This is a genomic window from Pseudomonas syringae group sp. J254-4 (genome assembly GCF_032586855.1).
GTDB lineage: Bacteria > Pseudomonadota > Gammaproteobacteria > Pseudomonadales > Pseudomonadaceae > Aquipseudomonas > Aquipseudomonas amygdali.
Map to the genome: position 1 here is coordinate 204,127 of NZ_JAWHOO010000007.1, position 25,227 is coordinate 229,353.

General features: G+C 60.2%; 18 protein-coding genes. 6 read left to right on the forward strand and 12 right to left on the reverse strand.

Features of this window, described 5'->3' with window-relative positions:
* Nucleotides 1–271: 271 nt before the first annotated feature.
* The 3 genes from RYB09_RS11720 (at nucleotide 272) to ampE (ending at nucleotide 4,106) form a co-directional block, all read left to right on the forward strand.
* The gene (locus RYB09_RS11720) at nucleotides 272–2,524 is read left to right on the forward strand and encodes a DUF1631 domain-containing protein (RefSeq protein ID WP_316888533.1); all 2,253 of its coding nucleotides are present in this window, start codon (nucleotides 272–274) and stop codon (nucleotides 2,522–2,524) included.
* Between the two features lie 181 nt (nucleotides 2,525–2,705).
* A complete protein-coding gene (ampD, locus tag RYB09_RS11725; protein WP_004658638.1) occupies nucleotides 2,706–3,254 on the forward strand; it encodes a 1,6-anhydro-N-acetylmuramyl-L-alanine amidase AmpD in 549 nt (182 codons plus the stop codon).
* A gap of 15 nt (nucleotides 3,255–3,269) precedes the next feature.
* Nucleotides 3,270–4,106, forward strand: coding sequence for a regulatory signaling modulator protein AmpE (gene ampE / locus RYB09_RS11730; protein WP_010196296.1), 837 nt, complete (start codon nucleotides 3,270–3,272; stop codon nucleotides 4,104–4,106).
* 34 nt (nucleotides 4,107–4,140) lie between these two features.
* On the opposite strand, the gene RYB09_RS11735 is transcribed toward ampE, so the two are convergent.
* Nucleotides 4,141–4,941, reverse strand: a complete 801-nt coding sequence (locus RYB09_RS11735) for a TatD family hydrolase (protein ID WP_316888536.1) — start codon at nucleotides 4,939–4,941, stop codon at nucleotides 4,141–4,143.
* Nucleotides 4,938–5,933, reverse strand: coding sequence for a catabolite repressor/activator (cra, locus tag RYB09_RS11740; protein WP_005732355.1), 996 nt, complete (start codon nucleotides 5,931–5,933; stop codon nucleotides 4,938–4,940). The genes RYB09_RS11735 and cra overlap by 4 nt, the downstream gene beginning before the upstream one ends.
* 354 nt (nucleotides 5,934–6,287) lie before the next feature.
* Here cra and ptsP point away from each other — a divergent pair, with 354 nt between their 5' ends.
* From ptsP to RYB09_RS11755, 3 genes are read left to right on the forward strand one after another with little or no spacing between them, the layout of a single operon-like run.
* Nucleotides 6,288–9,155, forward strand: coding sequence for a phosphoenolpyruvate--protein phosphotransferase (ptsP, locus tag RYB09_RS11745; protein WP_316888539.1), 2,868 nt, complete (start codon nucleotides 6,288–6,290; stop codon nucleotides 9,153–9,155).
* Nucleotides 9,155–10,096, forward strand: a complete 942-nt coding sequence (gene pfkB / locus RYB09_RS11750; RefSeq protein WP_316888541.1) for a 1-phosphofructokinase — start codon at nucleotides 9,155–9,157, stop codon at nucleotides 10,094–10,096. Before ptsP ends, pfkB begins: the two co-directional genes overlap by 1 nt.
* A gap of 12 nt (nucleotides 10,097–10,108) precedes the next feature.
* Nucleotides 10,109–11,851 (forward strand): PTS fructose-like transporter subunit IIB, encoded by a 1,743-nt coding sequence (locus tag RYB09_RS11755; protein WP_316888543.1) that lies wholly within the window; start codon nucleotides 10,109–10,111, stop codon nucleotides 11,849–11,851.
* An 18-nt stretch (nucleotides 11,852–11,869) separates the two neighbouring features.
* Here RYB09_RS11755 and RYB09_RS11760 read toward each other — a convergent pair whose 3' ends face one another.
* From RYB09_RS11760 to RYB09_RS11805, 10 genes are all read right to left on the reverse strand, one after another.
* Nucleotides 11,870–13,048, reverse strand: coding sequence for an acetyl-CoA C-acetyltransferase (locus RYB09_RS11760; protein WP_316888545.1), 1,179 nt, complete (start codon nucleotides 13,046–13,048; stop codon nucleotides 11,870–11,872).
* Between the two features lie 96 nt (nucleotides 13,049–13,144).
* Nucleotides 13,145–14,014 carry an oxygenase MpaB family protein gene (locus RYB09_RS11765; protein WP_230017493.1) on the reverse strand — a complete coding sequence of 290 codons (870 nt, stop codon included), beginning with the start codon at nucleotides 14,012–14,014 and terminating at the stop codon, nucleotides 13,145–13,147.
* A 211-nt stretch (nucleotides 14,015–14,225) separates the two neighbouring features.
* Entirely contained in the window at nucleotides 14,226–15,890 is a 1,665-nt protein-coding gene (gene pgi / locus RYB09_RS11770) for a glucose-6-phosphate isomerase (protein WP_316888546.1), read from the reverse strand.
* 253 nt (nucleotides 15,891–16,143) lie between these two features.
* Nucleotides 16,144–16,995 (reverse strand): pantoate--beta-alanine ligase, encoded by an 852-nt coding sequence (gene panC / locus RYB09_RS11775; RefSeq protein WP_058400365.1) that lies wholly within the window; start codon nucleotides 16,993–16,995, stop codon nucleotides 16,144–16,146.
* Complete coding sequence (panB, locus tag RYB09_RS11780; protein WP_316888549.1) at nucleotides 16,992–17,792, reverse strand: 3-methyl-2-oxobutanoate hydroxymethyltransferase; 801 nt, start codon at nucleotides 17,790–17,792, stop codon at nucleotides 16,992–16,994. The genes panC and panB overlap by 4 nt, the downstream gene beginning before the upstream one ends.
* 227 nt (nucleotides 17,793–18,019) lie before the next feature.
* On the reverse strand, nucleotides 18,020–18,526 hold the full coding sequence (gene folK / locus RYB09_RS11785) for a 2-amino-4-hydroxy-6-hydroxymethyldihydropteridine diphosphokinase (protein ID WP_058400367.1): 507 nt from the start codon (nucleotides 18,524–18,526) through the stop codon (nucleotides 18,020–18,022).
* Nucleotides 18,519–19,922, reverse strand: coding sequence for a polynucleotide adenylyltransferase PcnB (locus RYB09_RS11790; RefSeq protein WP_002552057.1), 1,404 nt, complete (start codon nucleotides 19,920–19,922; stop codon nucleotides 18,519–18,521). Before RYB09_RS11790 ends, folK begins: the two co-directional genes overlap by 8 nt.
* A gap of 699 nt (nucleotides 19,923–20,621) precedes the next feature.
* Nucleotides 20,622–22,055 carry a sigma-54-dependent transcriptional regulator gene (locus RYB09_RS11795; protein WP_058400368.1) on the reverse strand — a complete coding sequence of 478 codons (1,434 nt, stop codon included), beginning with the start codon at nucleotides 22,053–22,055 and terminating at the stop codon, nucleotides 20,622–20,624.
* A 22-nt stretch (nucleotides 22,056–22,077) separates the two neighbouring features.
* Entirely contained in the window at nucleotides 22,078–25,032 is a 2,955-nt protein-coding gene (locus RYB09_RS11800) for a sensor histidine kinase (RefSeq protein WP_122259841.1), read from the reverse strand.
* Entirely contained in the window at nucleotides 25,016–25,192 is a 177-nt protein-coding gene (locus RYB09_RS11805) for a hypothetical protein (protein WP_002552060.1), read from the reverse strand. The genes RYB09_RS11800 and RYB09_RS11805 overlap by 17 nt, the downstream gene beginning before the upstream one ends.
* Between the last annotated feature and the right edge of the window lie 35 nt (nucleotides 25,193–25,227).

Sequence of the window (25,227 nt, forward strand, 5' to 3'; positions counted from 1 at the left end):
CTTGAGAACATGCAGTTGGTCGGTTTGGCAAATTCGTTTGCGATGGAAAGCGAATATCGCGGTCTATCGCAGCATATGAGTGCCTTGTCACAGTTCCAACGACAACCATAGAAGTGTCACTGGCGTTGATGACAAGTTTTGAAAGATAATCCGACTTGTAATTGACGTCATGACTTTGACGTTTTGCAAGGCCAAGCGGGTCGCTTCACAGTGCGAGGGTAGCAAGCCACGTTTGTGATGGGGTTCAGGTTGTTTCCTGTCAGGGGGTGTAATGCCGAACGACGAAAAAGTAGTGCCGTTGAGCAAACTGCTCCCCGCGCAGGGGGCCGGTACTCCTTTGGCCCGATTACCTGTTGTGTTGTTGCAGGTCCGCGACAAGGCGGCCCAGCAGCTCAAGGATGCGTTGCAGGCGCTGTTCGACAATGCCGACGATACGCTGTTCGAAATGGCTGACCGCGCCCGCAGCAATACTGATCAGAACATTTTCTTTGAAGCCATGCGCGACCTGCGCCTCAAGCGTAAAAGTATCGAGCGTGGCTTCCTCGACAAGTTTTATGAGTCTTTTCTGGCTTTGGGCCAGTATCAAATTCACGAGCCCGTGCTGCCCACTGCCGTGTCGTTCGACAAACTGGCTCTGGTGCATAACGATGACCTCGAGAAGACCGTGGCGGTGGATGCCATGGTCAGCAAGGTCATGAGCCGTGACAGCCTCGCGCTGGGCCAGCTCACTGCACGCCTGAATGTTCTGATTCCGCAAGCTATCGCCGAGGATGCCAACCCGTTGGGTCCGGCAATGCTGTGCCGGTTTTTCCTGGATGCAGGACGTAGCCTTGGCGTCGAGATCAAGGTCAAGCTGATCATTCTCAAGCTGTTCGAGAAATACGTCCTGGCCAATACTGACCACCTTTACAGTGAAGCCAATCAACTGTTGATTGCCACGGGTGTGTTGCCGGACATGAAAGCACTGCCGGCCCGTCGATCGTCTGATCGGGCGGCTCCCAGGAATCGTGTCTCCGAGATGTCCGATCCTGCGCTGAATGAAGCCGCCGACAAGCTCGACAAGGGGGTGCAGGAAGTTTTCTCTGCCCTGCAGGAATTGTTGCTGCAGGTTCGCGGCAACCTTGCTCCGCGTCATGAGCCCAATGCCGAGGTTCGGCCGATTTCCAGCCGGGACCTGCTGCGCCTGCTTTCTCACCTGCAGCAGTACGTCCCGTCTCAAGACACCGCAGACGATTTTGACCTGCGCAATCAGCTGGAACAGTTGCTGACCCGAGTCAACGTCAAAACCGGCAAATCCAGGATTGTCGGCGGCGGCGACGAGGATGTGATCAACCTGATTGCCATGCTCTTCGAGTTCATCCTCGATGATCGCAACCTGACGCCTTCATTGCGTGCGCTGATCGGGCGCTTGCAGATCCCGATGCTCAAAGTGGCGGTGCTCGATAAAAGCTTTTTCAGTCGCGGCAGCCATCCGGCCCGTCGCCTGCTCAACGAAATTGCCACTGCCGCGCTGGGTTGGGGCAGTCGTGATGACTATCAGCGCGACTCGCTTTATCAGCGCGTCGAGCAGATCGTGCAGCGCCTGCTCAATGACTTTGTCGATGATCCGGCAATCTTCTCTGAATTGCTGGCGGATTTTCTGGCGTTCACCAGTGACGAACGTCGTCGCAGCGAGCTGCTTGAACAGCGCACCCGCGATGCCGAAGAGGGCCGCGCGCGTGCCGAACTGGCACGCCAGCAGGTGCAGCATGAGTTGAATCAGCGCCTTCTGGGCCGCACCTTGCCGGAAGTGGTTGTGCGTCTGTTGCAGGAGGCCTGGAGCAAGGTGCTTCTGCTGACCTGCCTCAAGCATGGCGAAGAGTCCAGCGAATGGCAGGCCGGACTGGCAACCATGGATGAGCTGATCTGGAGCGTCGAACAACATGACGACCCCCAGGCGCTGCAGCGCTTGCTTGATCTGGTGCCCGGGCTGCTCAAGTCCCTGCGCGATGGCCTGACCAGCGCTGCGTTCGACCCGTTTGCCACCAGTGAATTCTTCAGCCAGCTGGAATCGCTGCATGTTCAGGCGTTCCAGCACTTCTCGCGCTTGCAGGAAGGCGGTGATGCCCAAGGTGGTGAAACGTCGTTGACAGGCGCACAGCTCGTTGAAAGCCCGCCGATGATGGCCGTTGTTGAAGAAATCGTTCTGGTCACACCCGAAGAGCGGATGCTCAATGAGCCAACTGTGCAGCTGCCTGCCGACGATGCCGGCCTGCAGATGGTCGACAAGTTGCGCGTCGGTTGCTGGGTCGAGATTCAGGAAGATGAAGAGCACAAGCTGCGCTGCAAACTGACCGCGATTGTCGAGCCGACCGGGCGCTATGTGTTCGTCAACCGAACCGGCATGAAGGTCCTGGAAAAGACCCGTACCGGTCTTGCCATCGAGTTTCGTCGCGGTGCCGTGCGGATTCTCGATGATGCGCTGCTGTTTGACCGGGCACTGGAATCGGTCATCAGCAACCTGCGCAAGCTCAAGGGTGCCTGATCTTATCTGATTGATTGTATTGCCGACGTTCTGCGTCGGCATGCAGTTCGTGAAGCCCGCGCCACCTATCTCAGCTGTGTAGCGTGTGTTTCCTACACCGCGGGTCTACGGCTAAACCTCCACATCCATTCCTGTCGCGGGCATAATCAGCGCCACTTATCCGCCCGTTCAAGGAGCGCTCATGCAACTGGACTCCGCAAGCGGCTGGTGCGATGGCGTACAGCATTGCCCTTCACCCAACTTCAATGCGCGGCCCGAAGGCGAAATCTCGCTGCTGGTCATCCACAACATCAGTCTGCCGCCTGCGCAATTCAAGACCGGCAAAGTGCAGGCTTTCTTTCAGAACCAGCTTGACAGCACCGAGCATCCCTACTTTGTGGGGATTGCCGATCTGCGCGTTTCAGCGCATTTTCTGATTGAACGTGATGGCGAGGTCATTCAGTTCGTCTCCTGTCTTGATCGCGCGTGGCACGCAGGGGTTTCCAGTTTTCAAGGGCGTGAGGGCTGTAATGACTTCTCTGTCGGCATTGAGCTGGAAGGAACTGACGAGCAGCCGTTCACCGAGGCGCAGTACGACGCTCTGATCGAGCTGACGCGTCAATTGCGTCGGGCTTTCGTGGCAATCACCCCCGAGCGCATCTGCGGTCACAGTGACATAGCGCCGGGACGCAAGACTGACCCTGGCCCATTTTTTGACTGGGCCAGGTTTCAAGCGGCTTTGCTGGATTGATGTGAGGGACGAACAATGAGTTTTCTGGTGCTACTGCTGGCCGTTCTTGTCGAGAAGTTTTCGGCGCTGCGTCAGCGCGTTCAGCGTGACGGGCCCTGGCTGAAGGAACTGGCCAGGCTCGAAGCCAGCCCGCGGACGGCGACACGTCCCTGGGTCATGCTGGCGCTGCTGGTTCTAGTGCCTGTCCTGCTGCTGCAACTGGCGCTGACCATCATTGGCTCGGTGGCTTATGGCTGGCTGGTCCTGCCTATCCACTTGCTGGTGCTGATCTACAGCCTGGGCCGGGTTGATCTGATCGCGGTACTCGGGCCGTTTCGTGATGCCTGCAGACGTGGGGATACGCAGGCTGCGGTGCACGTGGCCGGGCGCGACATGGGTGTGCAGGCAGACAACGGCGAGCAATTGCTGCACGGCGTGCAGGGCTACATGCTCTGGCAGGCGTTTCAGAGTTTCTTCGCCGTTATTTTCTGGTATTTCGTGCTCGGCCCGGTAGCGGCATTGGCCTACAGGCTGTTGGCGCTTGCCGCTGAACAGGGTACGACACCTGCACTGGTAGAGCGGGCAGGGCAACTGCGCCACGCCTTTGAGTGGGTGCCGGTCAGGCTGCTCGCCGCAAGCTTTGCGCTGGTCGGCAACTTTGTAGCCGTGAGTCGCGTGATGTTGCACGAACTGCTCAACTGGAACATCAGCGCCGCACAGCTGATTACGCGCGTGGGTTGCGCCGCCAGCGAGGTGCCGCCGCCGGTGATCGGTCCGCAAGGCGTTACCGGTCTCGACATGCTCTGGGAGTTGCTGGTTCGTGCAGCGATTGTCTGGTACGCAGGATTTGCGTTGTGGACCCTGTTGCGCTGATTCGGCTCAGCAGTGTTGACCCAACGATTTTGACTTAGGCGCTGGCTGTACGAGGCCAGCCGAACAGCTCGCAGGCATTCTCGGTGCTCGCCTGGGCCAGGCGCTCCGAGGGGATCTTCATCAGGTCGGCGAGCGCTCGGCAAATCTCAGGCAAGTGCTGCGGGCTGTTGCGTATGTAGGGGTGCATGGCAGGTGCCATGTCCGGTGAGTCGGTTTCCAGCACGACGCTGTCCAGCGGCAGCTCGGCGATGACACGATGCATGCGCAGCGCCTGCGGCCATGTCGCTGCGCCGCCAAGGCCCAGTTTGAAGCCCAGCTTTATGTATTCACGCGCCTCTTCACGACTGCCTGCAAAGGCGTGAACGATGCCGCTGCGTTTGAGTTTGTGGCGTTTGAGGGCGGCAATTACGTCAGCGTGACTGCGGCGCACATGCAGCAGGGCGGGCAGGTTGAAGTCTGATGCCAATTGCAGTTGTGCTTCAAAGAGCTCCTGCTGACGTGGCTTGTCCGGATGCTCGACGTAATAATCCAGACCGATCTCGCCCACTGCACACAACTGCGGATGGCCTTGCAGACGCGTCAGCCAGCCCGCCAGCTCGTTCAGGTGTTCGGCCCGGTGCTCATCGATGTACACCGGATGCAGCCCGAAAGCTGCATGCAGGGCAGGGTTGGCTTCGGTCAGCGCCCACAGCCGCTGCCAGTTGCGCTGATACACACCGAGCACCACGATGCGCTGCACGCCGAGTGACAGGCAGCTATCCAGGACCTGAGTGCGGTCGGCATCGAAGTCCGCAAAGTCCAGGTGGGTGTGGGTATCGATCAGCGTCACATTCACACCTCGTGAATACGTTGCTTGAAGGCGCGTGCAATGGCATGCACGCCAGGCTGATAAGTATCCTTCTCGATAGCGGCCAGGGCTAGTTGCAGCGCCGTGTCGGCGATCAACTGGTGCTGCTGGGCCATGGCATTGACGGGCAACGGCAGGAAGTCCAGCAGTTGTGTATCGCCGAAGGTGCCCAGGTGCAATTGAGTCGATTGCAGTGCCTGACTTTGCAGCACATCGAAGACGCCTTGCAGCAGCACATAGGAGGTGGTGATCAGCGCATCGGGAAAATGCCCCTGACGCTGTAGCATCTCCGTCATCAAACGCTGGCCACACTGACGGCTGAACGCTTCGCCGTGCTCGATGATGGTGGCTCCGGTAAAACCGTCGAGTGCGTGTTCGAAGCCTGCGGCACGCGCGCGACTGATGCTCAGCTCTGGGCGTGCTCCGATCAGGGCGATGTGTCGCGGTCGGGTTTGCAGCAGGCTGCGGGTCAGTTGCAGGCTCGCGTCATGGTCGTCGCTGACCACCGAGCAGAAAAACTCGGGATTCATTTCCCGGTCGATGGCGATGATCGGCATGCCCTTGAGCTGCAAGTCGCGGTAGCTGTCGTCATCAGGTGGCAAGCAACTGGCGACCAGTAGCGCATCGCAACGGCGTGCACGGAAAAGCTGCAAGAGCTGCAGTTCGCTGACAGGGTCGTCATCGGAGCTGGCAATCAGCAGTTGATAGCCGAGACTGCGTGCGCCCTGTTCAAGCAATTTGGCGATGCGCGCATAACTGGGGTTTTCCAGGTCCGGCAGGATGAAGCCCAGCGTTTTGCTGTGACGGCTGCGCAGGCCCGCCGCTTGCGGGTTGGGTCGGAAGTCATGTTGCTCGACCACTGCCTTGACGCGCTCGACCGTTGCCGGGCTGATTCGTTGTTGTTCGGCCTTGCCATTGATCACGTAACTGGCCGTAGTGACAGAAACACCTGCCAGACGTGCAATATCGCTCAGTTTCACCCCGAAATTTCCTTTAGTCAGGTAAGTGGCTCTGGACAGTCGAATTATTTTTGCTATGACGATGATCTTTACACCAGACCGTAGGAAATTCCCATGTGCTTCAAGTATTTTGGGAAGTGTCCCACAGTGATCAGACCGACTGGGCTTCAATGAATCCTCAGAATCGAGTAACGTGCCGGGCAATTGTAGATTAAACGATTCAGCACGCCTGTTGTCTGCTGCAATCTAGATGAAAGTGATGTCCGATACGATGTCCGGACAAGCATCACTTGCATCCCCCCAAGCTGTCGATCACGTGATCGTCATTAAAACAAGAATCAGGTGGCGCCTTGGCGCTGCACAGGAGTCAAGGCAATGCTCGAACTCACTCTGGAGCAAATATCCATGGCCCGGTCGGCTGTGGATAAAACTGCCGCACTTAAGCTGATTGCCGACCACCTGGTCGCTGATGGCCTGGTTGCCGAGGGCTACCTCACCGGGCTGATGAGCCGTGAGCAGCAGGGCTCGACCTTTCTCGGTCAGGGCATCGCCATCCCGCACGGTACCCCCGAAACCCGCGATCTGGTGGTTACCACCGGCGTGCGTCTGATGCAGTTCCCCGAAGGGGTGGACTGGGGCGACGGGCAAATGGTCTATCTGGCGATTGGTATTGCGGCCAAGTCCGATGAGCACTTGCGTCTGCTGCAACTGCTGACCCGCGCGTTGGGTGAAGAGGATCTGGGCCAGGCGCTGCGTGAAGCCAAGACGCCGGAAGACCTGCTCAAACTGCTGCAGGGCGCACCTCAGGAACTGGCGCTCGACGCACAGATGATCAGCCTCGGCGTATCGGCCGACGATTTTGAAGAACTGGTCTGGCGCGGCGCACGCCTGCTGCGCAAAGCCGACTGCGTGAGCAACGGTTTCGCTGCCGTGCTGCAGCAGGTTGAAGCGTTGTCGCTGGGTGATGGCCTGTGGTGGCTGCACAGCGAGCAAACGGTCAAACGTCCTGGTCTGGCGTTCGTCACGCCGGACAAACCTATCCGTTATCTGGGCCAGCCGCTGACCGGTCTGTTCTGTCTCGCCAGTCTGGGTGAGGCGCATCAGGCGCTGCTGGAGCGCCTGTGCCTGTTGCTGATCGAAGGCCGTGGCCATGAGTTGGGCCACGCCACCAACAGTCGCGTTGTGCTGGAAGCTCTGGGCGGCGAAGTGCCTGCCGAGTGGCCGACCCAACGCGTCCAGCTGGCCAATGCCCACGGCTTGCATGCCCGTCCGGCGAAGATACTGGCACAACTGGCCAAGGAGTTTGACGGCGAGATCCGCATGCGCGTGCTGGAAAGCGGCGAATCTGCGGTGTCGGCCAAGAGCCTGAGCAAGCTGCTCAGCCTCGGCGCCCGCCGTGGTCAGACGCTGGAGTTCATTGCCGAACCGACGATTGCCAACGACGCGTTGCCTGCCCTGATCGCCGCAGTGGAGCAGGGCCTGGGTGAAGAAGTCGAACCTTTGCCCGTTGCTTCAGAGGCTCAGGTTGCACCAGCGCCTGCTGCTGTAGCCAAGCCGCTCAACGCCCCGGCTGCCGGTAGCGTGTTGCAGGCCGTGCCTGCTTCGCCGGGCATTGCTATCGGCCCGGCCCACGTTCAGGTGCTGCAAAGCTTTGATTATCCGCAGCAGGGTGAGTCTGTGGCTGCCGAACGCGAGCGTCTGCACAAGGCGATCGGTGAAGTTCGCAGCGACATCGAGAACCTCATTCAGCGCAGCAAGTCCAAGGCCATCCGGGAAATCTTCATCACCCACCAGGAAATGCTCGAAGACCCGGAACTGACCAACGAAGTCGAGGCGCGCCTCAACAACGACGAAAGCGCGGCTGCGGCCTGGGCCACGGTCATCGAGACCGCTGCCGTTCAGCAGGAACAACTGCAGGACGCGCTGCTGGCCGAGCGTGCCGCCGACCTGCGTGATGTGGGGCGTCGCGTGCTGGCGCAGATCTGTGGCGTTGAAACCGTTGCGGCCCCGGACGAACCTTACATTCTGGTGATGGACGAAGTCGGCCCATCCGACGTAGCCCGTCTGGACCCGGCGCAGGTCGCTGGCATCCTCACCGCCCGTGGCGGCGCGACCGCGCACAGTGCCATCGTGGCGCGTGCGCTGGGCATTCCCGCACTGGTCGGTGCCGGTGACGAAGTGCTGCTGCTCAAGCCCGGCACCGTACTGCTGCTCGACAGCCAGCGCGGGCGGCTGACCGTCGCACCCGATGAAGCAACCCTGCAGCGCGCCGCCCAGGACCGTGATGCCCGCGAAGAGCGTCTCAAGGCCGCAGCGGCAGCGCGTATGGAGCCTGCTGTGACGCGTGACGGGCATGCCGTCGAAGTCTTCGCCAATATCGGTGACAGCACCGGGACGCCAGCGGCTGTGGAGCAGGGCGCGGAAGGCGTTGGCCTGCTGCGCACCGAGCTGCTGTTCATGGCGCACTCCCAGGCCCCCGATGAAGCCACGCAGGAAGCTGAATACCGTCGCGTGCTGACTGATCTGGGCGGCCGTCCGCTGGTGGTGCGTACGCTGGACGTGGGTGGCGACAAACCTTTGCCTTACTGGCCGATCGCCAAAGAGGAAAACCCGTTTCTTGGTGTACGCGGTATCCGCCTGACCCTGCAACGCCCGGATGTGATGGAAAGCCAGCTGCGCGCCCTGTTACGCGCGGCAGACAGCGGCCCGTTGCGCATCATGTTCCCGATGATCGGCACGCTTGAAGAGTGGCGTCAGGCGCGGGAAATGACCGAGCGGTTGCGCGAGGAGATTCCGGTCAGCGACCTGCAACTGGGGATCATGATCGAAGTGCCATCGGCTGCGCTGATCGCCCCGGTGCTGGCGAAGGAAGTGGACTTCTTCAGCATCGGCACCAACGACCTGACGCAGTACACAATGGCCATCGACCGTGGTCACCCGACGCTGTCGGCCCAGGCTGACGGCCTGCACCCGTCGGTGCTGCAACTGATCGACATGACCGTGCGCGCTGCGCATGCCAACGGCAAATGGGTGGGTGTGTGCGGCGAACTGGCCGCCGATCCGCTGGCGGTGCCGATTCTGGTCGGGCTGGGCGTGGATGAATTGAGTGTATCGGCGCGCAGCATTGGCGAGGTCAAGGCGTGCGTGCGTGAGCTGACCCTGAGCAGCGCGCAACAACTGGCGCAAAATGCGCTGACGGCGGGCAGCGCTGCCGAAGTCCGCGCGCTTGTGGAGGCTGTGTAATGGCTAAGATTCTTACCCTGACCATGAACCCGGCGCTGGACCTGACTGTGCAGTTGGGCCAGTTGGAGCTGGGCCAGGTCAACCGCAGCAATGCAATGCTCACTCACGCAGCGGGCAAAGGCCTGAATGTGGCGCAGGTGCTGGCTGACCTGGGTCATGACCTGACCGTTGCCGGTTTTCTCGGTGTCGACAACCAGCAAGCGTTCGAGGCGTTGTTCGAACGTCGCAACTTTGTTGACGAGTTCGTCCGCGTGCCGGGAGAAACCCGCAGCAATATCAAGCTGGCCGAAGGCAGTGGCCGCATCACCGACCTGAACGGCCCTGGCCCGCAGGTCAGTGAAGAGGCACAGCAAGCGCTGTTCGCCCGTGTGCAACAGATTGCATCAGGTTTCGAAGTTGTGGTCGTTGCTGGCAGCCTGCCGCGTGGTGTCACGCCGGAGTGGCTGCACAAACTATTGGTGATGCTCAAGGACCTCGGTCTGAAAGTAGCGCTGGACAGCAGCGGCCTGGCCCTGCGCGCCGGTCTTACCGCCGGGCCGTGGCTGATCAAGCCCAACACCGAAGAGCTGGCCGATGCGCTCGACGCACCGATCATTTCCATCGCCGCGCAAGCCGAAGTGGCTGCTCGCCTGCACACGCAGGGCATCGAGCATGTGGTGATCTCTCAAGGCTCTGAAGGCGTGCACTGGTTCAGTCCGAGTGTGGCGCTGCACTCGCTGCCGCCCAAGGTCACGGTGGCCAGCACGGTAGGTGCTGGTGATTCGCTTCTGGCCGGCATGGTGCACGGGCTGATCAGCGCTCACGAGCCACAGAAGACCTTGCGCACCGCTACGGCGATTGCCGCCATGGCAGTGACCCAGATCGGTTTCGGTATCACCGATGCCGCGCAACTCAAACGGCTTGAAGGCGGCGTCACTGTACGCAGCCTTTCAGAACAATAAGAGAGGATCGTCATGAAGTTAGCCATAGTTACGGCCTGCCCGAACGGCAAGGTCAGCAGCGTACTCAGCGCACGATTGCTCGAAGCGGCGGCATTGCGCCAAGGCTGGGAAACCAGCGTCGAAATCATCGATCCCAACAAATCGGACCAGCAGTTGTCCGCTCAGGACATCGAAGCCGCCGACCTTGTTCTGGTGGTCAATACCGGTCCGGTGGATTTGAGCCGCTTTGTCGGCAAACGTCTGTTTCAGGATTCGCCTGCCCATGCGTTGCAGGACGTCGACGTTTTTCTGCAACGCGCCGAGCGAGAAGCGCAGGTGCATGCGGCGTCTGAGGCGGTCACGCCTCAAGCAACCGAGGGTGCCGGTGCGCAGCCGCGCATTGTTGCGATCACAGCCTGCCCGACCGGGGTTGCGCACACGTTCATGGCTGCCGAAGCGATCCAGCAAGCGGCCAAGCGTCTGAATTACGACCTGCAAGTCGAAACCCAGGGCTCGGTCGGCGCGCGCAATCCGCTCGGCGCCAAGGCTATTGCCGAGGCCGACGTGGTGTTGCTGGCCGCGGATATCGAGGTCAATACTGATCGTTTTGCCGGCAAGAAAATCTACCGTTGTGGCACCGGGATCGCGCTCAAGCAGTCCGAAGCAACGTTGAAAAAAGCCTTGGCAGAAGGCCAGGTCGAGTCCGACGAGGCTGCTGCCAAATCACCTGCCAGGCAAGAAAAGGCAGGTGTGTACAAGCACCTGCTGACCGGTGTTTCGTTCATGCTGCCGATGGTGGTGGCAGGTGGTCTGTTGATCGCCCTGTCGTTTGTGTTCGGCATTACCGCGTTCAAAGAGCAAGGCACGCTGGCGGCGGCCTTGATGCAGATCGGCGGGGAAGCTGCGTTCAAACTCATGGTTCCATTGCTGGCCGGTTACATCGCGTATTCGATTGCTGATCGCCCGGGCCTTGCGCCTGGCATGATCGGCGGTCTGCTGGCGAGTACGCTGGGTGCCGGCTTCATTGGCGGTATCATTGCCGGTTTTCTGGCCGGTTACAGTGCTGCAGCGATCAACCGCTATGCACGCCTGCCAGCCAGCGTCGAAGCGCTCAAGCCGATTCTGATCATCCCGTTGCTGTCTAGCCTGTTCACCGGTCTGGTGATGATCTACGTGGTCGGCAAGCCGGTTGCGGGCATGCTGGAAGCCTTGACTCACTTCCTCGACAGCATGGGCACCACCAACGCCATCCTGCTGGGCGTGGTGCTCGGTGCAATGATGTGCGTCGACCTTGGTGGGCCGATCAACAAGGCGTCCTATGCGTTCTCGGTCGGTCTGCTGGCGTCCCAGAGCTACGCGCCGATGGCCACTGCCATGGCTGCCGGTATGGTGCCGCCCATCGGTATGGGCATCGCCACGATTCTGGCCCGTCGCAAGTTTGCCCAGAGCGAGCGAGAGGCAGGCAAGGCGGCGTTCGTGCTGGGGCTGTGCTTTATTTCCGAAGGCGCCATTCCGTTTGCCGCCAAGGACCCGTTGCGGGTGATTCCGGCCAGTGTCGTGGGTGGCGCGCTGACCGGTGCATTGTCGATGTACTTCGGCTGCAAACTGATGGCGCCACACGGCGGCCTGTTTGTGATGCTGATCCCCAACGCCATCAACCATGCGCTGTTGTATCTGCTGGCGATTATCGCCGGTAGCGTGCTGACCGGCGTGATCTACGCGCTGATCAAGCGTCCGGAGCCGGTGGACATGGAAGTGGCGCCCGCAGGCGCCTGATTACGATCGTAAGCGCCCTCAGCGTGCCAGCGCGAGGGCAACCCCCTGGCCGCCGCCGATGCAAAGCGTGGCCAGGCCCTTCTTCGCATCGCGCCTGATCATCTCGTGCAGCAGCGTCACCAGCACGCGGCAGCCTGACGCGCCAATCGGGTGGCCAAGGGCGATGGCACCACCATTGACGTTGAGCTTTTGCGGGTCCAGCCCCAGTTCCTTGCCGACCGACAACGACTGTGCGGCAAAGGCTTCGTTGGCTTCGATCAGATCCAGTTCGTCCAGCGACCAGCCAGCCTTGTCCAGGCAGCGCCGGGTTGCACTGACCGGGCCGATGCCCATGATGGCCGGGTCGACACCTGCGTTGGCGTACGCGGCGACGCGCGCCAGCACTGGCAGGCCCAACTGCTCGGCTTTGGCCGCGCTCATCAGCATCACAGCGGCGGCACCGTCGTTGAGCGAAGACGCATTACCGGCGGTGACGGTGCCGTCCTTCTTGAACGCAGGTTTGAGTTTGCCGAGTGTTTCAGCCGTGGTGCCAGCGCGGGGCTGTTCGTCAGTGGCGAAGGACAACGGCTCGCCCTTGCGCTGAGGGATCAGGATCGGAGTGATTTCATCGACAAAGCGTCCGCCTTCAATGGCCGCAATCGCTTTTTGCTGAGACAGGGCAGCGAACTGATCCTGGGCTTCACGGCTGATGTCGTACTGCTGTGCGAGGTTCTCGGCGGTGATGCCCATGTGGTAATCATTGAATGCATCCCACAGACCATCAGTGATCATGGTGTCGACCATGCTGGTGTGGCCCATGCGCAAGCCAGTGCGTGCGCCCGGCAGTACGTAGTTGGACAGGCTCATGTTTTCCTGGCCGCCAGCAATGATGATTTCGGCATCACCGCAGCGAATCGCCTGGGTCGCCAGGTGCAGTGCCTTGAGGCCCGAGCCGCAGACCTTGTTCAGGGTCATGGCCGGTACGGAGAAGGGCAGGCCCGCCTTGATGGCAGCCTGTCGCGCCGGGTTCTGGCCTGCGCCGGCGGTCAGCACCTGGCCCATGATGACTTCATCGACTTGCGCGCCGTCCACGCCGGTTTGCGCCAGCAGTTGGCGAATGACTGCAGCGCCAAGATCTACAGCAGCAACGGCAGCCAGAGAACCCTGGAAACTGCCGACGGCGGTACGGGTGGCGGCGACGATAACGACGTCCTGCATGGTGCTGATCCTCATTGTTATTGAGGGCTCATGGTGGCACAGATAGGCAGGCAGGTTCCAACCGTGAACCGCTCGGTCACGTTTTGCCGAAAACCTTTACGTAACGTCCATGCGGCGTCTGGCACGTTGCGCTGATCCGTCCTGCACGGCCCAACGCAAAATGGGCGCGGTGTTGTTTACGCCCAGGCGGATTATCCGGCGCTGCACGGGGCCTTGGGTAATGTCGAGCATTTCGCTCGCCCAGTCCGGCAGCAAGTCGATACCGGCACGCATCATCAATACACCGAAAGGCTTGGCCAGCCAGTTGGGCGCAGGGGCATCAAGCAGCAGGCGCAGCACTTCGTGACTACGCTCGTCACAAACCAGTTGCCCGCGAATGTCTGCCAGATAATCAGCGATGGCCTGACGTGAGCGCGGAACATTACCTGCCCCGAGCCGTTCGGCAACCAGCGCTGTTTCAGCGTAGTAGGCGTCCTGATCGGCGAGCGACATATCCGGGTTGAGGTAGCGCAGATGGGCTGCGAGAAAGCTGCTGACTTCGGCCACATGCACCCAGGTCAGCAAGTCCGGATCGCTGGCGGCATACGGCCGGCCATCGGGCGCGGTGCCGACGATATTGAGGTGGATGTTGCGCACCTTGTCGATCAGCCAGTTGGCATCTCGCGTGGAGCCGTAGGTGGTGCCGGACAGAAACTGCCCGGTACGCCGCAGGCGGCCGAGCATGTCCTGACGAAAGTTGGAGTGGTCCCAGATACCCGCCAGTGCCAGCGGGTGCAAAGCCTGCAACATCAACGCGCTGATGCCGCCGACCAGCATGCTGGTGAAGTCGCCGTGTACCTTCCAGCACACTGCCTGAGGACCAAACAGACCGGGGTCGCCCTTGGGGTTCTCCAGATCCAGCTGGCCCAGGGCCAGGCCGGTAAGGCTGATGACCTGGGTTTCGATGCGGGTGCGGATGAATTCCATGTCGTGCTCGTGCATCGGGGAGGGCGTGGATAAAACTGACTGAAGCTCGTTCGAAGCGCGGAGCGCTCATCGCCTGGCTGACTATCGTGCCGACGCTCCGCCTCGGCATGCAGTTCTGGACGCTTTGCGTCCTCTTTGTGACGCAGAGCATCACGAACGGCATTCCCACGCGGAGCGTGGGAACGATGGTCATCACCATGAGAGGGACAAATCAGCCGCGGTGACGGCCGCGGAAGTAGTTGATCAGACCTTGGGTCGATGCATCGTCAGCCGGCTCTTCGGTGCCGCCGGTCAGACGCTGGTACACGGCCTTGCCCATCTCCTTGCCCAGTTCCACGCCCCATTGGTCAAAGGCATTGGTGCCCCAGATCACGCTCTGCACGAACACCTTGTGCTCATACATCGCCACCAGTGCGCCAAGACGACGCGGGCTGATGCGTTCGACCACCAGGGTGTTGCTCGGGCGGTTACCGGGGATGACCTTGTGCGGTGCCAGTTTCTGCACCTCTTCCTCGCTCATGCCCTTCTCGCGCAGCTCGGCTTCGGCTTCGGCGCGGGTCTTGCCCATCATCAGAGCCTGGCTTTGTGACAGGCAGTTCGCGTACAGCCACTGGTGATGGTCGGCAACCGGGTTGAAGCTGACGATCGGCACAATGAAGTCGGCCGGAATCATCTGTGTGCCTTGATGCAGCAACTGGTGATAAGCATGCTGACCGTTGGCACCTACGCCGCCCCAGATGACCGGGCCGGTGTCGGTGGAGGTCGGCGTACCGTCCTGACGGACGCTTTTGCCGTTGGATTCCATGTCCAGTTGTTGCAAGTGTTTGGTGATGTTACGCAGGTAGTGGTCGTACGGCAGGATCGCGTGGCTTTGTGCGTTCCAGAAGTTGCCGTACCAGACGCCCAGCAACGCCAGTAGAACCGGCATGTTCTGTTCGAAAGGGGCGCTCTGGAAATGCTGGTCCATGGTGTAGGCGCCGGACAGCAGTTCCTTGAAGTTGGACATGCCGATAGCCAGCGCGATAGGCAGGCCGATAGCCGACCACAGCGAATAGCGACCGCCAACCCAGTCCCACATCGGGAAGATGTTTTCTTCACGGATGCCGAAGGCTACGGCCGCGGCGTTGTTGCTGGAAACCGCGATGAAGTGGCGATGCAGTTCAACTTCGGAGCCGCCCTGCGCCAGATACCAGGCGCGTGCAGCCTGAGCATTTTTCAGGGTTTCCAGCGTGTTGAAGGACTTCGACGAGACGATGAACAGCGTGGTCTCGGCGCGAATTTTCATCGATAGTTCGTGAAACTCGCTGCCATCAATGTTCGCCAGGTAATGGCAACGGACACCTTTGTGCGCGTAGGCCACCAGCGCTTCGGAGACCAGCTCCGGGCCGAGGAACGAGCCGCCGATGCCGATGTTCACCACGTCGGTGATCGGCTTTTCGGTGTAACCGCGCCACAGACCGTCATGGATGCGGCCGACCAGTTCGGTCATCTGATTGAGTACGCGGTGTACGTCCGGCATCACATCGACACCGTTGACTTTCAACTTGTCGCCGACCGGCCGGCGCAGAGCGGTGTGCAGCGCCGGGCGACCTTCGGATGAGTTGACCAGCTCGCCTTCGTATTGAGCCTTGATCGCGTCCTTGAGGTTCACTTCGCCTGCCAGGCTGACCAGCAGATCACGGGTCTCGGTGGTGATCAGGTTTTTGGAGTAGTCGAGAAACAGGCCGGCGCTGCTGAGGGTGAATTGGCTGAAGCGCTGCGGATCAGAATTGAACGCTTCGCGCATGCTGAAATTCTGCATGGACTGGCGGTGTTTGCTCAACGCTTGCCAGGCGGGCAGAGCGGTCACATCGGAAGGATTGCGGTAGTACGCCATCGCTGCGGGTTTCCTTTAACTGGTTCTGTCTTTGGATATTCTTGGGGCGAGGTCGCAAGCTTTCTCACGGGCTATACATAGCAGACTACCCTTCGCGTACCCGTTTGTCTGCGCCTCGCCTTACATGACCCCGGTACTTTTTCGCACACAAGAAACCGGGGCTTGCGCTCAAATGCTGTCGGTTGTGGTTCAGGCAACCTGTACCGGTATGGCATTGCCGGTGTGGCTTAGTTCATTGCCCCGGCGCATCCCGTCAGCTTCTGGTCAGGTGCAGATTGTCGATCAGGCGGGTTTTACCCAGGAATGCGGCGGCGAGGATGACCACGTCGCGATTTTCGGCAGTGGTCGGGCGCAGGCTGGTGGCGTCACGTATTTCCAGATAATCGATACGAAAACCGGCTGCCTCCAGTTGCTGCTTCTTGCTCGTCAGCAGTGCGTCGAAATCCTGCTCGCCTGCGCTGATCGCGTCGGCGGTCTGGCGGATGGCCTGATACAGCGCGGGCGCCGCAGCGCGCTGAGCGTCATTCAGATAACCGTTACGCGAGGACAGCGCCAGACCGTCGTCGGCACGCACGGTAGGTTCGCCGATGATCTGGATCGGCATGTTCAGGTCACGGACCATGGCCCGAATCACCGCCAGTTGCTGGAAGTCTTTTTCGCCGAAAATCGCCAGGTCTGGCTGCACCATGTTGAAAAGCTTGCTGACGACCGTAGCAACGCCCTCGAAATGGCCGGGACGGCTCGCACCGCACAGGCCTTGCGACAGGTGTGGCACGCTGACCAGTGTCTGGTCGGCCATGCCGTGCGGGTATATTTCCTCGACGCTTGGGGTGAACAGCAGGTTGCACCCGGCCTGCAGAAGTTTTTCCTGATCGGCCGCCAGGGTGCGAGGGTAAGTGGCCAAGTCTTCGTTGGGGCCGAACTGCAGCGGATTGACGAAAATGCTGGCGACCACGAAGTCGGCACGTTGGGCCGCCTTGGCGACCAGTGCGGCGTGGCCGCTGTGCAGGTTGCCCATGGTCGGGGTCAACGCGATCCGTTTGCCTTCGCTGCGTGCCCGCGCAACGGCGGCACGCAGTTCCTGTACGGTCTTTACTGTGTTCATGCCGAGAATCCGTGTTCAGTTGCCGGAAAGCTGACGTCTTTGACCGCGGCCACGTAGGCCCTGATAGCCGACTGGATATCGGGCTGACCGGTCATGAAGTTTTTCACGAATTTGGGTACGCGCCCGCTGATGGACAGGCCCAGCATGTCGTGCAGCACCAGTACCTGGCCGTCGGTAGCGCTGCCCGCGCCAATACCGATGACCGGAATTTTCACCGCCTGGGTGATTTCTTCGGCGAGTTCGCTCGGCACACACTCCAGCAGGATCATCGCTGCGCCCGCCTGTTCCAGCGCGATCGCGTCGGCACGCATCTGCCGTGCCTGTGCTTCCAGTCGACCCTGAACCTTGTAGCCGCCCAGCACGTTGACTGCCTGAGGGGTCAGGCCCATGTGCGCGCACACCGGGATCCCGCGTTCTGCCAGCAGTCGGATCGACTCGGCCAGCCATGCTGCGCCTTCAACCTTGATCATGTGCGCACCTGCCTGCATTAGCGCCGCGCTGTTGATGAGGGTCTGCTCCAGCGTGGCGTTGGCCATGAACGGCAGGTCGGCGAGAATCATCGCGCCCTGATTACCGCGTTTCACACACGCAACGTGGTACGCGGTTTCGGCGGTCGTGACGGGCAGGGTGCTGTCGTGACCTTGCAGGACCATGCCCAGCGAGTCGCCTATCAGCAGCACTTCGACACCGGCCTGGCAGGCGGTGTGGGCGAAGGTTGCGTCGTAGCAGGTCAGCATGGTGATTTTCTCACCTTTCTGTTTCATGGCCAGCAGCGACGTAACGGTTATGTTCGGCATGTAAGTCCTCCATCAGGCGCTGTGAAGACGGGTGTTCAGCGCGTGAGAGTCATCCTGGAAAAGCAGGCACACCGTCGTGTCGCGGTGTTTTGCAAAGGCCTGTTTCGCGCCCGTTCGCCTGTGGTGCGGCGGCGGGAGGCCTATCTTCGTGAGGAGGGGGCGTGAAGTCAATTGAAGGTGTTACCTGTGCGTCAGACCGGTTACACATGTGCGGTGACAGACAGGCTTTACGCCTCGGCGGGCAGGCGCTCAAGGCCTGTAAACGGGCAGTCGTCGAGTAGACGGTCGAGTTCGCGTCCGTCGGCCAGCGTAAGGCCTGGGGCCAGCTCTGCCAGCGGGTACAGCACGAATGCCCGCGCCTGCATATGGTAATGCGGCACTTTAAGGCGCGGTTCGTCGATCAGGCGATTGCCGAACAGCAGAATGTCGAGGTCCAGCGTGCGAGGCCCCCAGCGTTCGTGGCGTTCGCGGCCCTGATCCAGCTCGATGGCCTGTAGGGCGTCAAGCAGGGTCAGTGGCGTCAGGGTGGTGTCGAGTGCTGCGACGGCGTTGGTAAAGCGCGGCTGGCCGGGCAGCAGCGAGTCGCTGACATAGAACGATGACACGCCAGTCAGTTCACAACCGGGTAGTTGCGCCATTGCCTTGAGGGCGCTGCGCAATTGCTCGGCCGGGTCAGCAAGATTACTGCCCAGGCCGATGTAAACGCGTTCAGTGGTCAACAGCGGTTCATTCACCGCTTTGCGCCTCGCCGGTGGTGCGCTTGCGTTTGGCACCGCTGTTACGACGACGCTTGCGTGGCGCTGCGCCCGCAGCTTCGGGCTTGTTGCTCAGGTCACGAATCATGTCGCGGCGTTCGCTGTCGTTGCAGTCCTGATAATCGGTCCACCACTGGCCCAGACCATCGGTCTGCTCGCCCGCAGTTTCACGCAACAGCAGGAAATCGTAACCCGCACGGAACCTTGAGTTGTCCAGCAACAGGTCTGCACGTTTGCCCGAACGGCGCGGCAGGCGCTCCTGCATGTCCCAGATCTCGCGGATCGGCAGGGTGAAGCGCTTGGGAATCGCGATGCGCTGGCATTGCTCGATAATCAGTTCGTGAGCGGCTTCCTGCATGGCTGCAATCGGCGGCATGCCACGTTCCTGGGCGCGCAGCACCTTGGCCGGCAAGGCAGGCCAGAGCAGCGCGGCAAACAGGAATGCCGGCGTGACCGGTTTGTTCTGCTTGATGCGCAGGTCAGTGTTGATCAGGGCATTGCTGATCAGTGTATGGGTGTAGGTCGGGTTGTATTCCAGCGCCTTGGAACTGGCCGGGAACAGCGGTTCGAACAGCTCCAGGTCCACCAGCATTTCAAAGGTGGGAGCGGCATGCCCGGAGAGGAACAGTTTGAGCACTTCTTCGAACAGGCGTGCCGACGGAATATCGCGCAGCATCGGTGCCAGCGAGCGAATCGGTTGCGCGCTGTGCTTTTCGATGCCGAAGTCCAGCTTGGCAGCGAAGCGCACCGCACGCAGCATGCGCACCGGGTCTTCTTTATAACGCTGCTCCGGATCGCCGATCAGGCGGATCAGACGGTTGCGAATGTCGTGTACGCCATTGGCGTAATCCAGAACACGCTCGCTGACCGGATCGTAATACAGCGCGTTGATCGTGAAGTCGCGACGCTGGGCGTCTTCTTCAAGCGTGCCGTACACGTTGTCACGCAGAATGCGCCCGCTTTCGTTGCGCGAGGACTGGTTGCTGTCCTCTTCTTCGTCATCCTGGGGATGATTGGCGCGGAACGTCGCCACTTCGATGATTTCGCGACCGAAATGGATATGCACCAGCTTGAACCGGCGGCCAATTATCCGCGCATTGCGGAATTCGGCACGCACTTGTTCCGGCGTGGCGCTGGTGGCGACGTCGAAATCCTTGGGCGTGATGTTGAGCATCATGTCGCGTACACAGCCACCGACCAGATAGGCCTGGTAGCCAGCGTTCTGCAGGCGCTCGACGATATTGACGGCATAACGGCTGAACTGGCTGCGTTGCAGCGAATGCTGGCTGCTATTGAGCACTTCAGGCGTGGTACGCGTATGTTGCTGCGGTTTGCGCAGTGGGGAACGAAATGACTGGAACAACTTCTTCAGCATGGGATGCACTGTTTGAAGGAATATTCGGCCAAAAACGTGGAATGACCGCATGATGGGCGGGGATTCTAGCATTTAGTCGAGGGATGGTGTAGGAAGCTGTCGCGGAAGGGCAAACGATGGCGTGTATTAACGCTGGGGAAGCTAATGGGGGAGCCGAAGCTCCCCCAAAGTGTGTGCTCTTTATTATTGTTTTCTGTATGGGCTTCTTGTTTTTGTTGAGTGCCCATTCACGAGACCTTCGTCTGTGAAACCTCCCAATCGGGAGTCAAGAGCAAACGGATTGCTTTGGTCGCTGCGTTGCAATGATCATTCGATCCAACCAGTTCAGGCTCTACCTAAGGGTAGTTTTTGTTGTTCTCGGCCTGGTTGCGGGGCAAGCCCCAAATACAACTCCTCTCCAAAAGAATCAGTTAGCTGCGCCTCCGCCGTGTTGTTCTTGTTATGCGTGAGTCGATTCGTGTTGTTTTTATTATGGGTGTCGTACTGCTTGTTGTTTTTCTTGTACTAAGCATATAGCAGAAGCTGTGCCAACTTTTGCGAAGCCCCGTAAACCGGGCGTTTGCGGGCGAACGACGGTTGTTGCAGGCATAAAAAAGCCGGGTCTGCGTTACCGTAAGACCCGGCTTTTGTTACGTGAAGTGTTTGCGGTAACAGTTTCTGCCCGCTCTGCGCACCGTGTGCCAGAGCCTTTACCGCTTTTTACGTCTCGTTGGCGACGCCCTTGCGACGCGGAATGCCCAGACGCTGACGACGTTCCCACAGACACTTGCGACTGACGCCCAGTTTGCGCGCCAGCTCGGTTTCAGTCATGTGGTCCTGATGCTCCAGAACGAAGTGCTGGAAATAGTCCTCAAGCGACAGGTCTTCGGCCGGCTCATTGCCCGTCGAGCCGGAAGACCCTGGCAGCGGAGCCATGCCCATGTACTCGTCGTCATCCAGACCGTCGAGCTCGATATCGATGCCCAGCAGATCTGCGGTGATTTCCGGGTTTTCGCACAGGATCACCGAGCGTTCCACCGCATTTTCCAGTTCGCGTACGTTGCCTGGCCAGCTGTAATGACGAATGGCTTGTTCGGCGTCGGGGGCAAACTTCAGGTCGTCGCGACCGACCTTGGCGCTCTGGCGTACCAGAAACGCACGGGCGATTTCCAGAATGTCGCTGCCACGCTCGCGCAGCGCGGGGAGTTTCAGGGCGATGACGTGCAGGCGATAGAACAGGTCTTCACGAAACTCGCCATTTTTGGCCAGCGTCTTGAGGTCACGGTGGGTTGCGGCAATCAGGCGTACGTCGACCTTTTGCGATTGCACCGAGCCGACACGACGAATCTCGCCTTCCTGCAAAACGCGCAGCAGGCGTGCCTGGGCTTCCAGAGGCAGCTCGCCGATTTCATCGAGAAACAGCGTGCCTCCGTCAGCAGCTTCGACCAGACCAGCACGACCTGCACTGGCTCCGGTGAATGCGCCTTTCTCGTGACCGAACAATTCAGACTCGATCAGCGATTCAGGGATGGCCGCACAGTTGACCGAGATCATCGGCGCCTTGGCACGGCGTGACAGGTTGTGCAGGGCGCGGGCGACCAGTTCTTTACCGGTGCCCGACTCGCCCTGGACCAGAACATTGGAATCGGTCGGTGCCACTTTGCGGATCTTGCTGTAGAGATCCAGCATGGGCGGGCAAGAACCGATGATGCCGATCTCGCCATTATTATTCTGTGCCGGGCCTTTTTCAGCGCCGTTAGCCTTGGCAAGGGCGTTACGCTCGTCCTGAAGACCCTTTACCGTCTGGCGATCACGCAGGATTCGTGAGACCGCCTGCAGCATTTCATCGTGATCGAAGGGTTTGGCGATGTAATCCACTGCCCCCATCTTCATCGAATCGACCGCTGAGCGCAGGCTGGCGTAACTGGTCATGATCAGCACCGGTTTGCCTTCGCCGAGCTTGATCAGTTCGGTACCGGGCGCGCCTGGCAGGCGCAGGTCGCTGACGATCAGATCAAAAGACGGAATGCTGAAGCGCTCCTGAGCTTCCTGAACGGAGCCGGCTTCACTGACTTCATACTGATTGCGTTCAAGCAGGCGACGCAGGGCTGAGCGGATAATCGTTTCGTCTTCGACGATCAAAATATGCGGCATTGATTCAGTTCTCTCGACGGTCTCAGTTCACGGTGGACGTCGCGTCGACATGACGTGGCAAGGTCACCCGAATACGGGTTCCACGCTGCTGCTCGGGATCGGCCGGGCTGTCGATAGTGATTTGTCCATAATGCTCTTCAACGATGGAATAGACCAGCGCGAGGCCAAGTCCGGTTCCTTCGCCAGGCTCCTTGGTAGTGAAGAACGGCTCGAACAATCGGTCCATGATTGCCTTTGAAATCCCACTGCCTTCGTCTTCGACGATCAGGTCCACCGTGTGCTCGGATACTTCGCTTCTGACCCTGACCGCACTGCCTGCCGGGGACGCATCGCGGGCATTGGAGAGCAGGTTGATCAGCACTTGTGCCAAGCGCTGCGGGTCGCCGACAGCCCAATGTTCGGGGTTGCACAGGTTATAGAAGTGTACTTCGAAATTGCGCCGGTTCAGTGCCAGCAGACCAATAGCATCCTGAGCCACAACAGCCAGACAAACAGCCTCGTCGCTATGCTGATGAGCCCCCGCGTGGGCAAAGCTCATCAATGACTGGACAATGCGCGATACACGTTTGGTCTGTTCAAGTATCTGACTGCTGATTTCTTTCAGTTCGCCGTCTTCTTCGCGCTCTTCACGCAGGTTTTGCGCAAGACAGGCAATGCCGGTGATCGGGTTGCCGATCTCATGCGCCACGCCAGCTGCCAGTCGACCAATGCTGGCCAGCCGCTCCGAGTGCACCAGCTTGTCTTCAAGCATCTGCGTGTCGGTCAGGTCCTCGACCAGCACCACCAGGCCACTGTTGCCTGGGGCGAGAGGCTCGTTGATGGCTGCCTTGTGCAGGTTGAGCCAGCGGGTCTGGCCGTCCAGACCGAGTTTCTGCTTGTGCAGATGCTCATCGGGCAGGCTGGTGAAGCCGGTCAGCAGGCTTTTCCAGGGTTCGGCGATGGTTTCCAGCCGCGAACCCACCACGCGCTGGGCGACGATACCGGTCAGCTCTTCCATCGCCCTGTTCCACATCAGGATCTCCTGATCTTCGGCCAGCGAGCACACCCCCATCGGCAGTTCCTGCAGGGTCTGGCGATGGTAGCGGCGCAGGGCGTCGAGTTCGGCAGCAAGGCCGGTCAGGCGCGAGTGGTAGTCCTCAAGACGGCTTTCAATGAAATGTATGTCTTCGGTGACGTATTTTTCGCTGCCCGATTTGTACGGCAGAAAGGTTTCCACCATGTCCTGGGCGACACTTGGCCCCATCAACCCGGACAGGTTGGCCTCGATCCGGTCGCGCAGACGGCGCAGGGCATAAGGACGGCGCTCGTCGAATGGCAGGTACAGATCGCGCAACGCCTGTTCGACTTCCTTCTGTGCGGCTTTCGCGCCCAGCGGCTTGGCCAGTTGGGTGGCGAATTCCTGGGGCGACACGGCATGCAGTTCACGGCGTTGCGGGCGGCGCACGTTATCGACCGCGCAGGCCTCGGCGGCACCGACTTCTTCAGGGCTGGCATTGGTGAACAGGGAGATCAGGGTGAACAACAACACGTTGGCCGCGAGGGACGCGATAGCTGCCATGTGCCAGCTGGTGTCGTCCAGCACGTAGATCATGTTCAGCCAGGGAATATAGAAGCCCTGCAGGTTGCCGATCAGCGGCAGCAGCATGCTGACTGCCCAGACCGCAATGCCGGCCAGCAGGCCTGCGATGAAGCCGCGCCGGTTGGCGGTCGGCCAGTACAACACCGACAGCACGCCCGGCAGGAATTGCAGGGTCGCAACGAAGGCGACGATGCCCAGATTGGCCAGGTCCTGCTGGGCACCCAGCAGCAGGTAGAAGCCGTAACCCAAGGCAATGATCGCCACGATCAGCCCGCGTCGCGTCCACTTCAGCCAGCGGTAGATGTTGCCCTCGGCTGGCGGCTGATAAAGCGGCAGAACCAGATGGTTGAGGGCCATGCCGGACAGCGCCAGCGTAGTCACGATGATCAGCCCGCTGGCCGCCGACAGTCCACCGATATAGGCGAGCAGGGCCAACGACTTGCTGTTGGCCGCGATACCGATCCCGAGGGTGAAGTATTCCGGGCTGGTCGTGGCCCCGAGTTTGAGCCCGGCCCAGAGGATCAGTGGGACAGCGAGGCTGATCAACAGCAGAAACAGTGGCAGCCCCCAACTGGCGCTGACCAGCGAGCGCGGGTTGAGGTTTTCAGTGAAGGTCATGTGATACATGTGCGGCATGACAATCGCCGAGGCGAAGAACACCAGCAGCAGGGTGCGCCAGGGGCCTTCCTGCAACGGCGTGTGCAGCGAGGCGAGGGCGGTCTGGTTCTGCAACAGCCACAGTTCCAGCTGTTGCGGGCCGTCGAACACGCCATACAAGGCGTACAGCCCGACACCGCCCAGTGCAATCAGCTTGATCAGCGATTCGAAGGCGATGGCGAATACCAGCCCTTCGTGCTTCTCACGGGTTGCGATGTGTCGCGAGCCAAAGAAAATAGTGAACAGGGTGATCAGCGCGCAAAACGCCACGGCCACCCGATCCTGCACCGGTTCGCGAGTCAGAATGCCGATGGAGTCGGCCACTGCCTGAATCTGCAAGGCCAGCAACGGCAGTACGCCGATCAACATGAATACGGTGGTCAGCGCACCAGCCCAGGTGCTGCGAAAGCGGAAGGCAAACAAATCGGCCAGCGATGAAAGCTGGTAGGTGCGGGTGATTCTGAGGATCGGGTAGAGCAGCACTGGCGCAAGCAGAAATGCACCGGAAACCCCCAGGTAGCTGGACAGAAAACCGTAGCCATACTGATAGGCCAGGCCGACCGTGCCATAAAACGCCCAGGCGCTGGCGTACACGCCCAGTGACAGGGTGTAGGTCAACGGATGACGGATGATCCAGCGTGGAATAAGGCCGTGCTCGCTGACCCAGGCTACACCGAACAGCACCAGCAGGTAGGCGGCGCTGACCATCAGCATCTGCGTCAGACTAAAGCTCATCGGCATCTCGCTGGCTTTGCAGAATGAACGTCACCACGATCAGGATCAGCCACAGCATGTAGGGGCGATACCAGGCACCGGTCGCATCGATCCACCAGTCCATGATGGCCGGAGAGAACAGATAGATGCCTACCACCAGAAGCAAAACCAACCGGTATATGTACATCTGGTCTCCCTGTGCTGGTAGATGAGGAGCGGCAT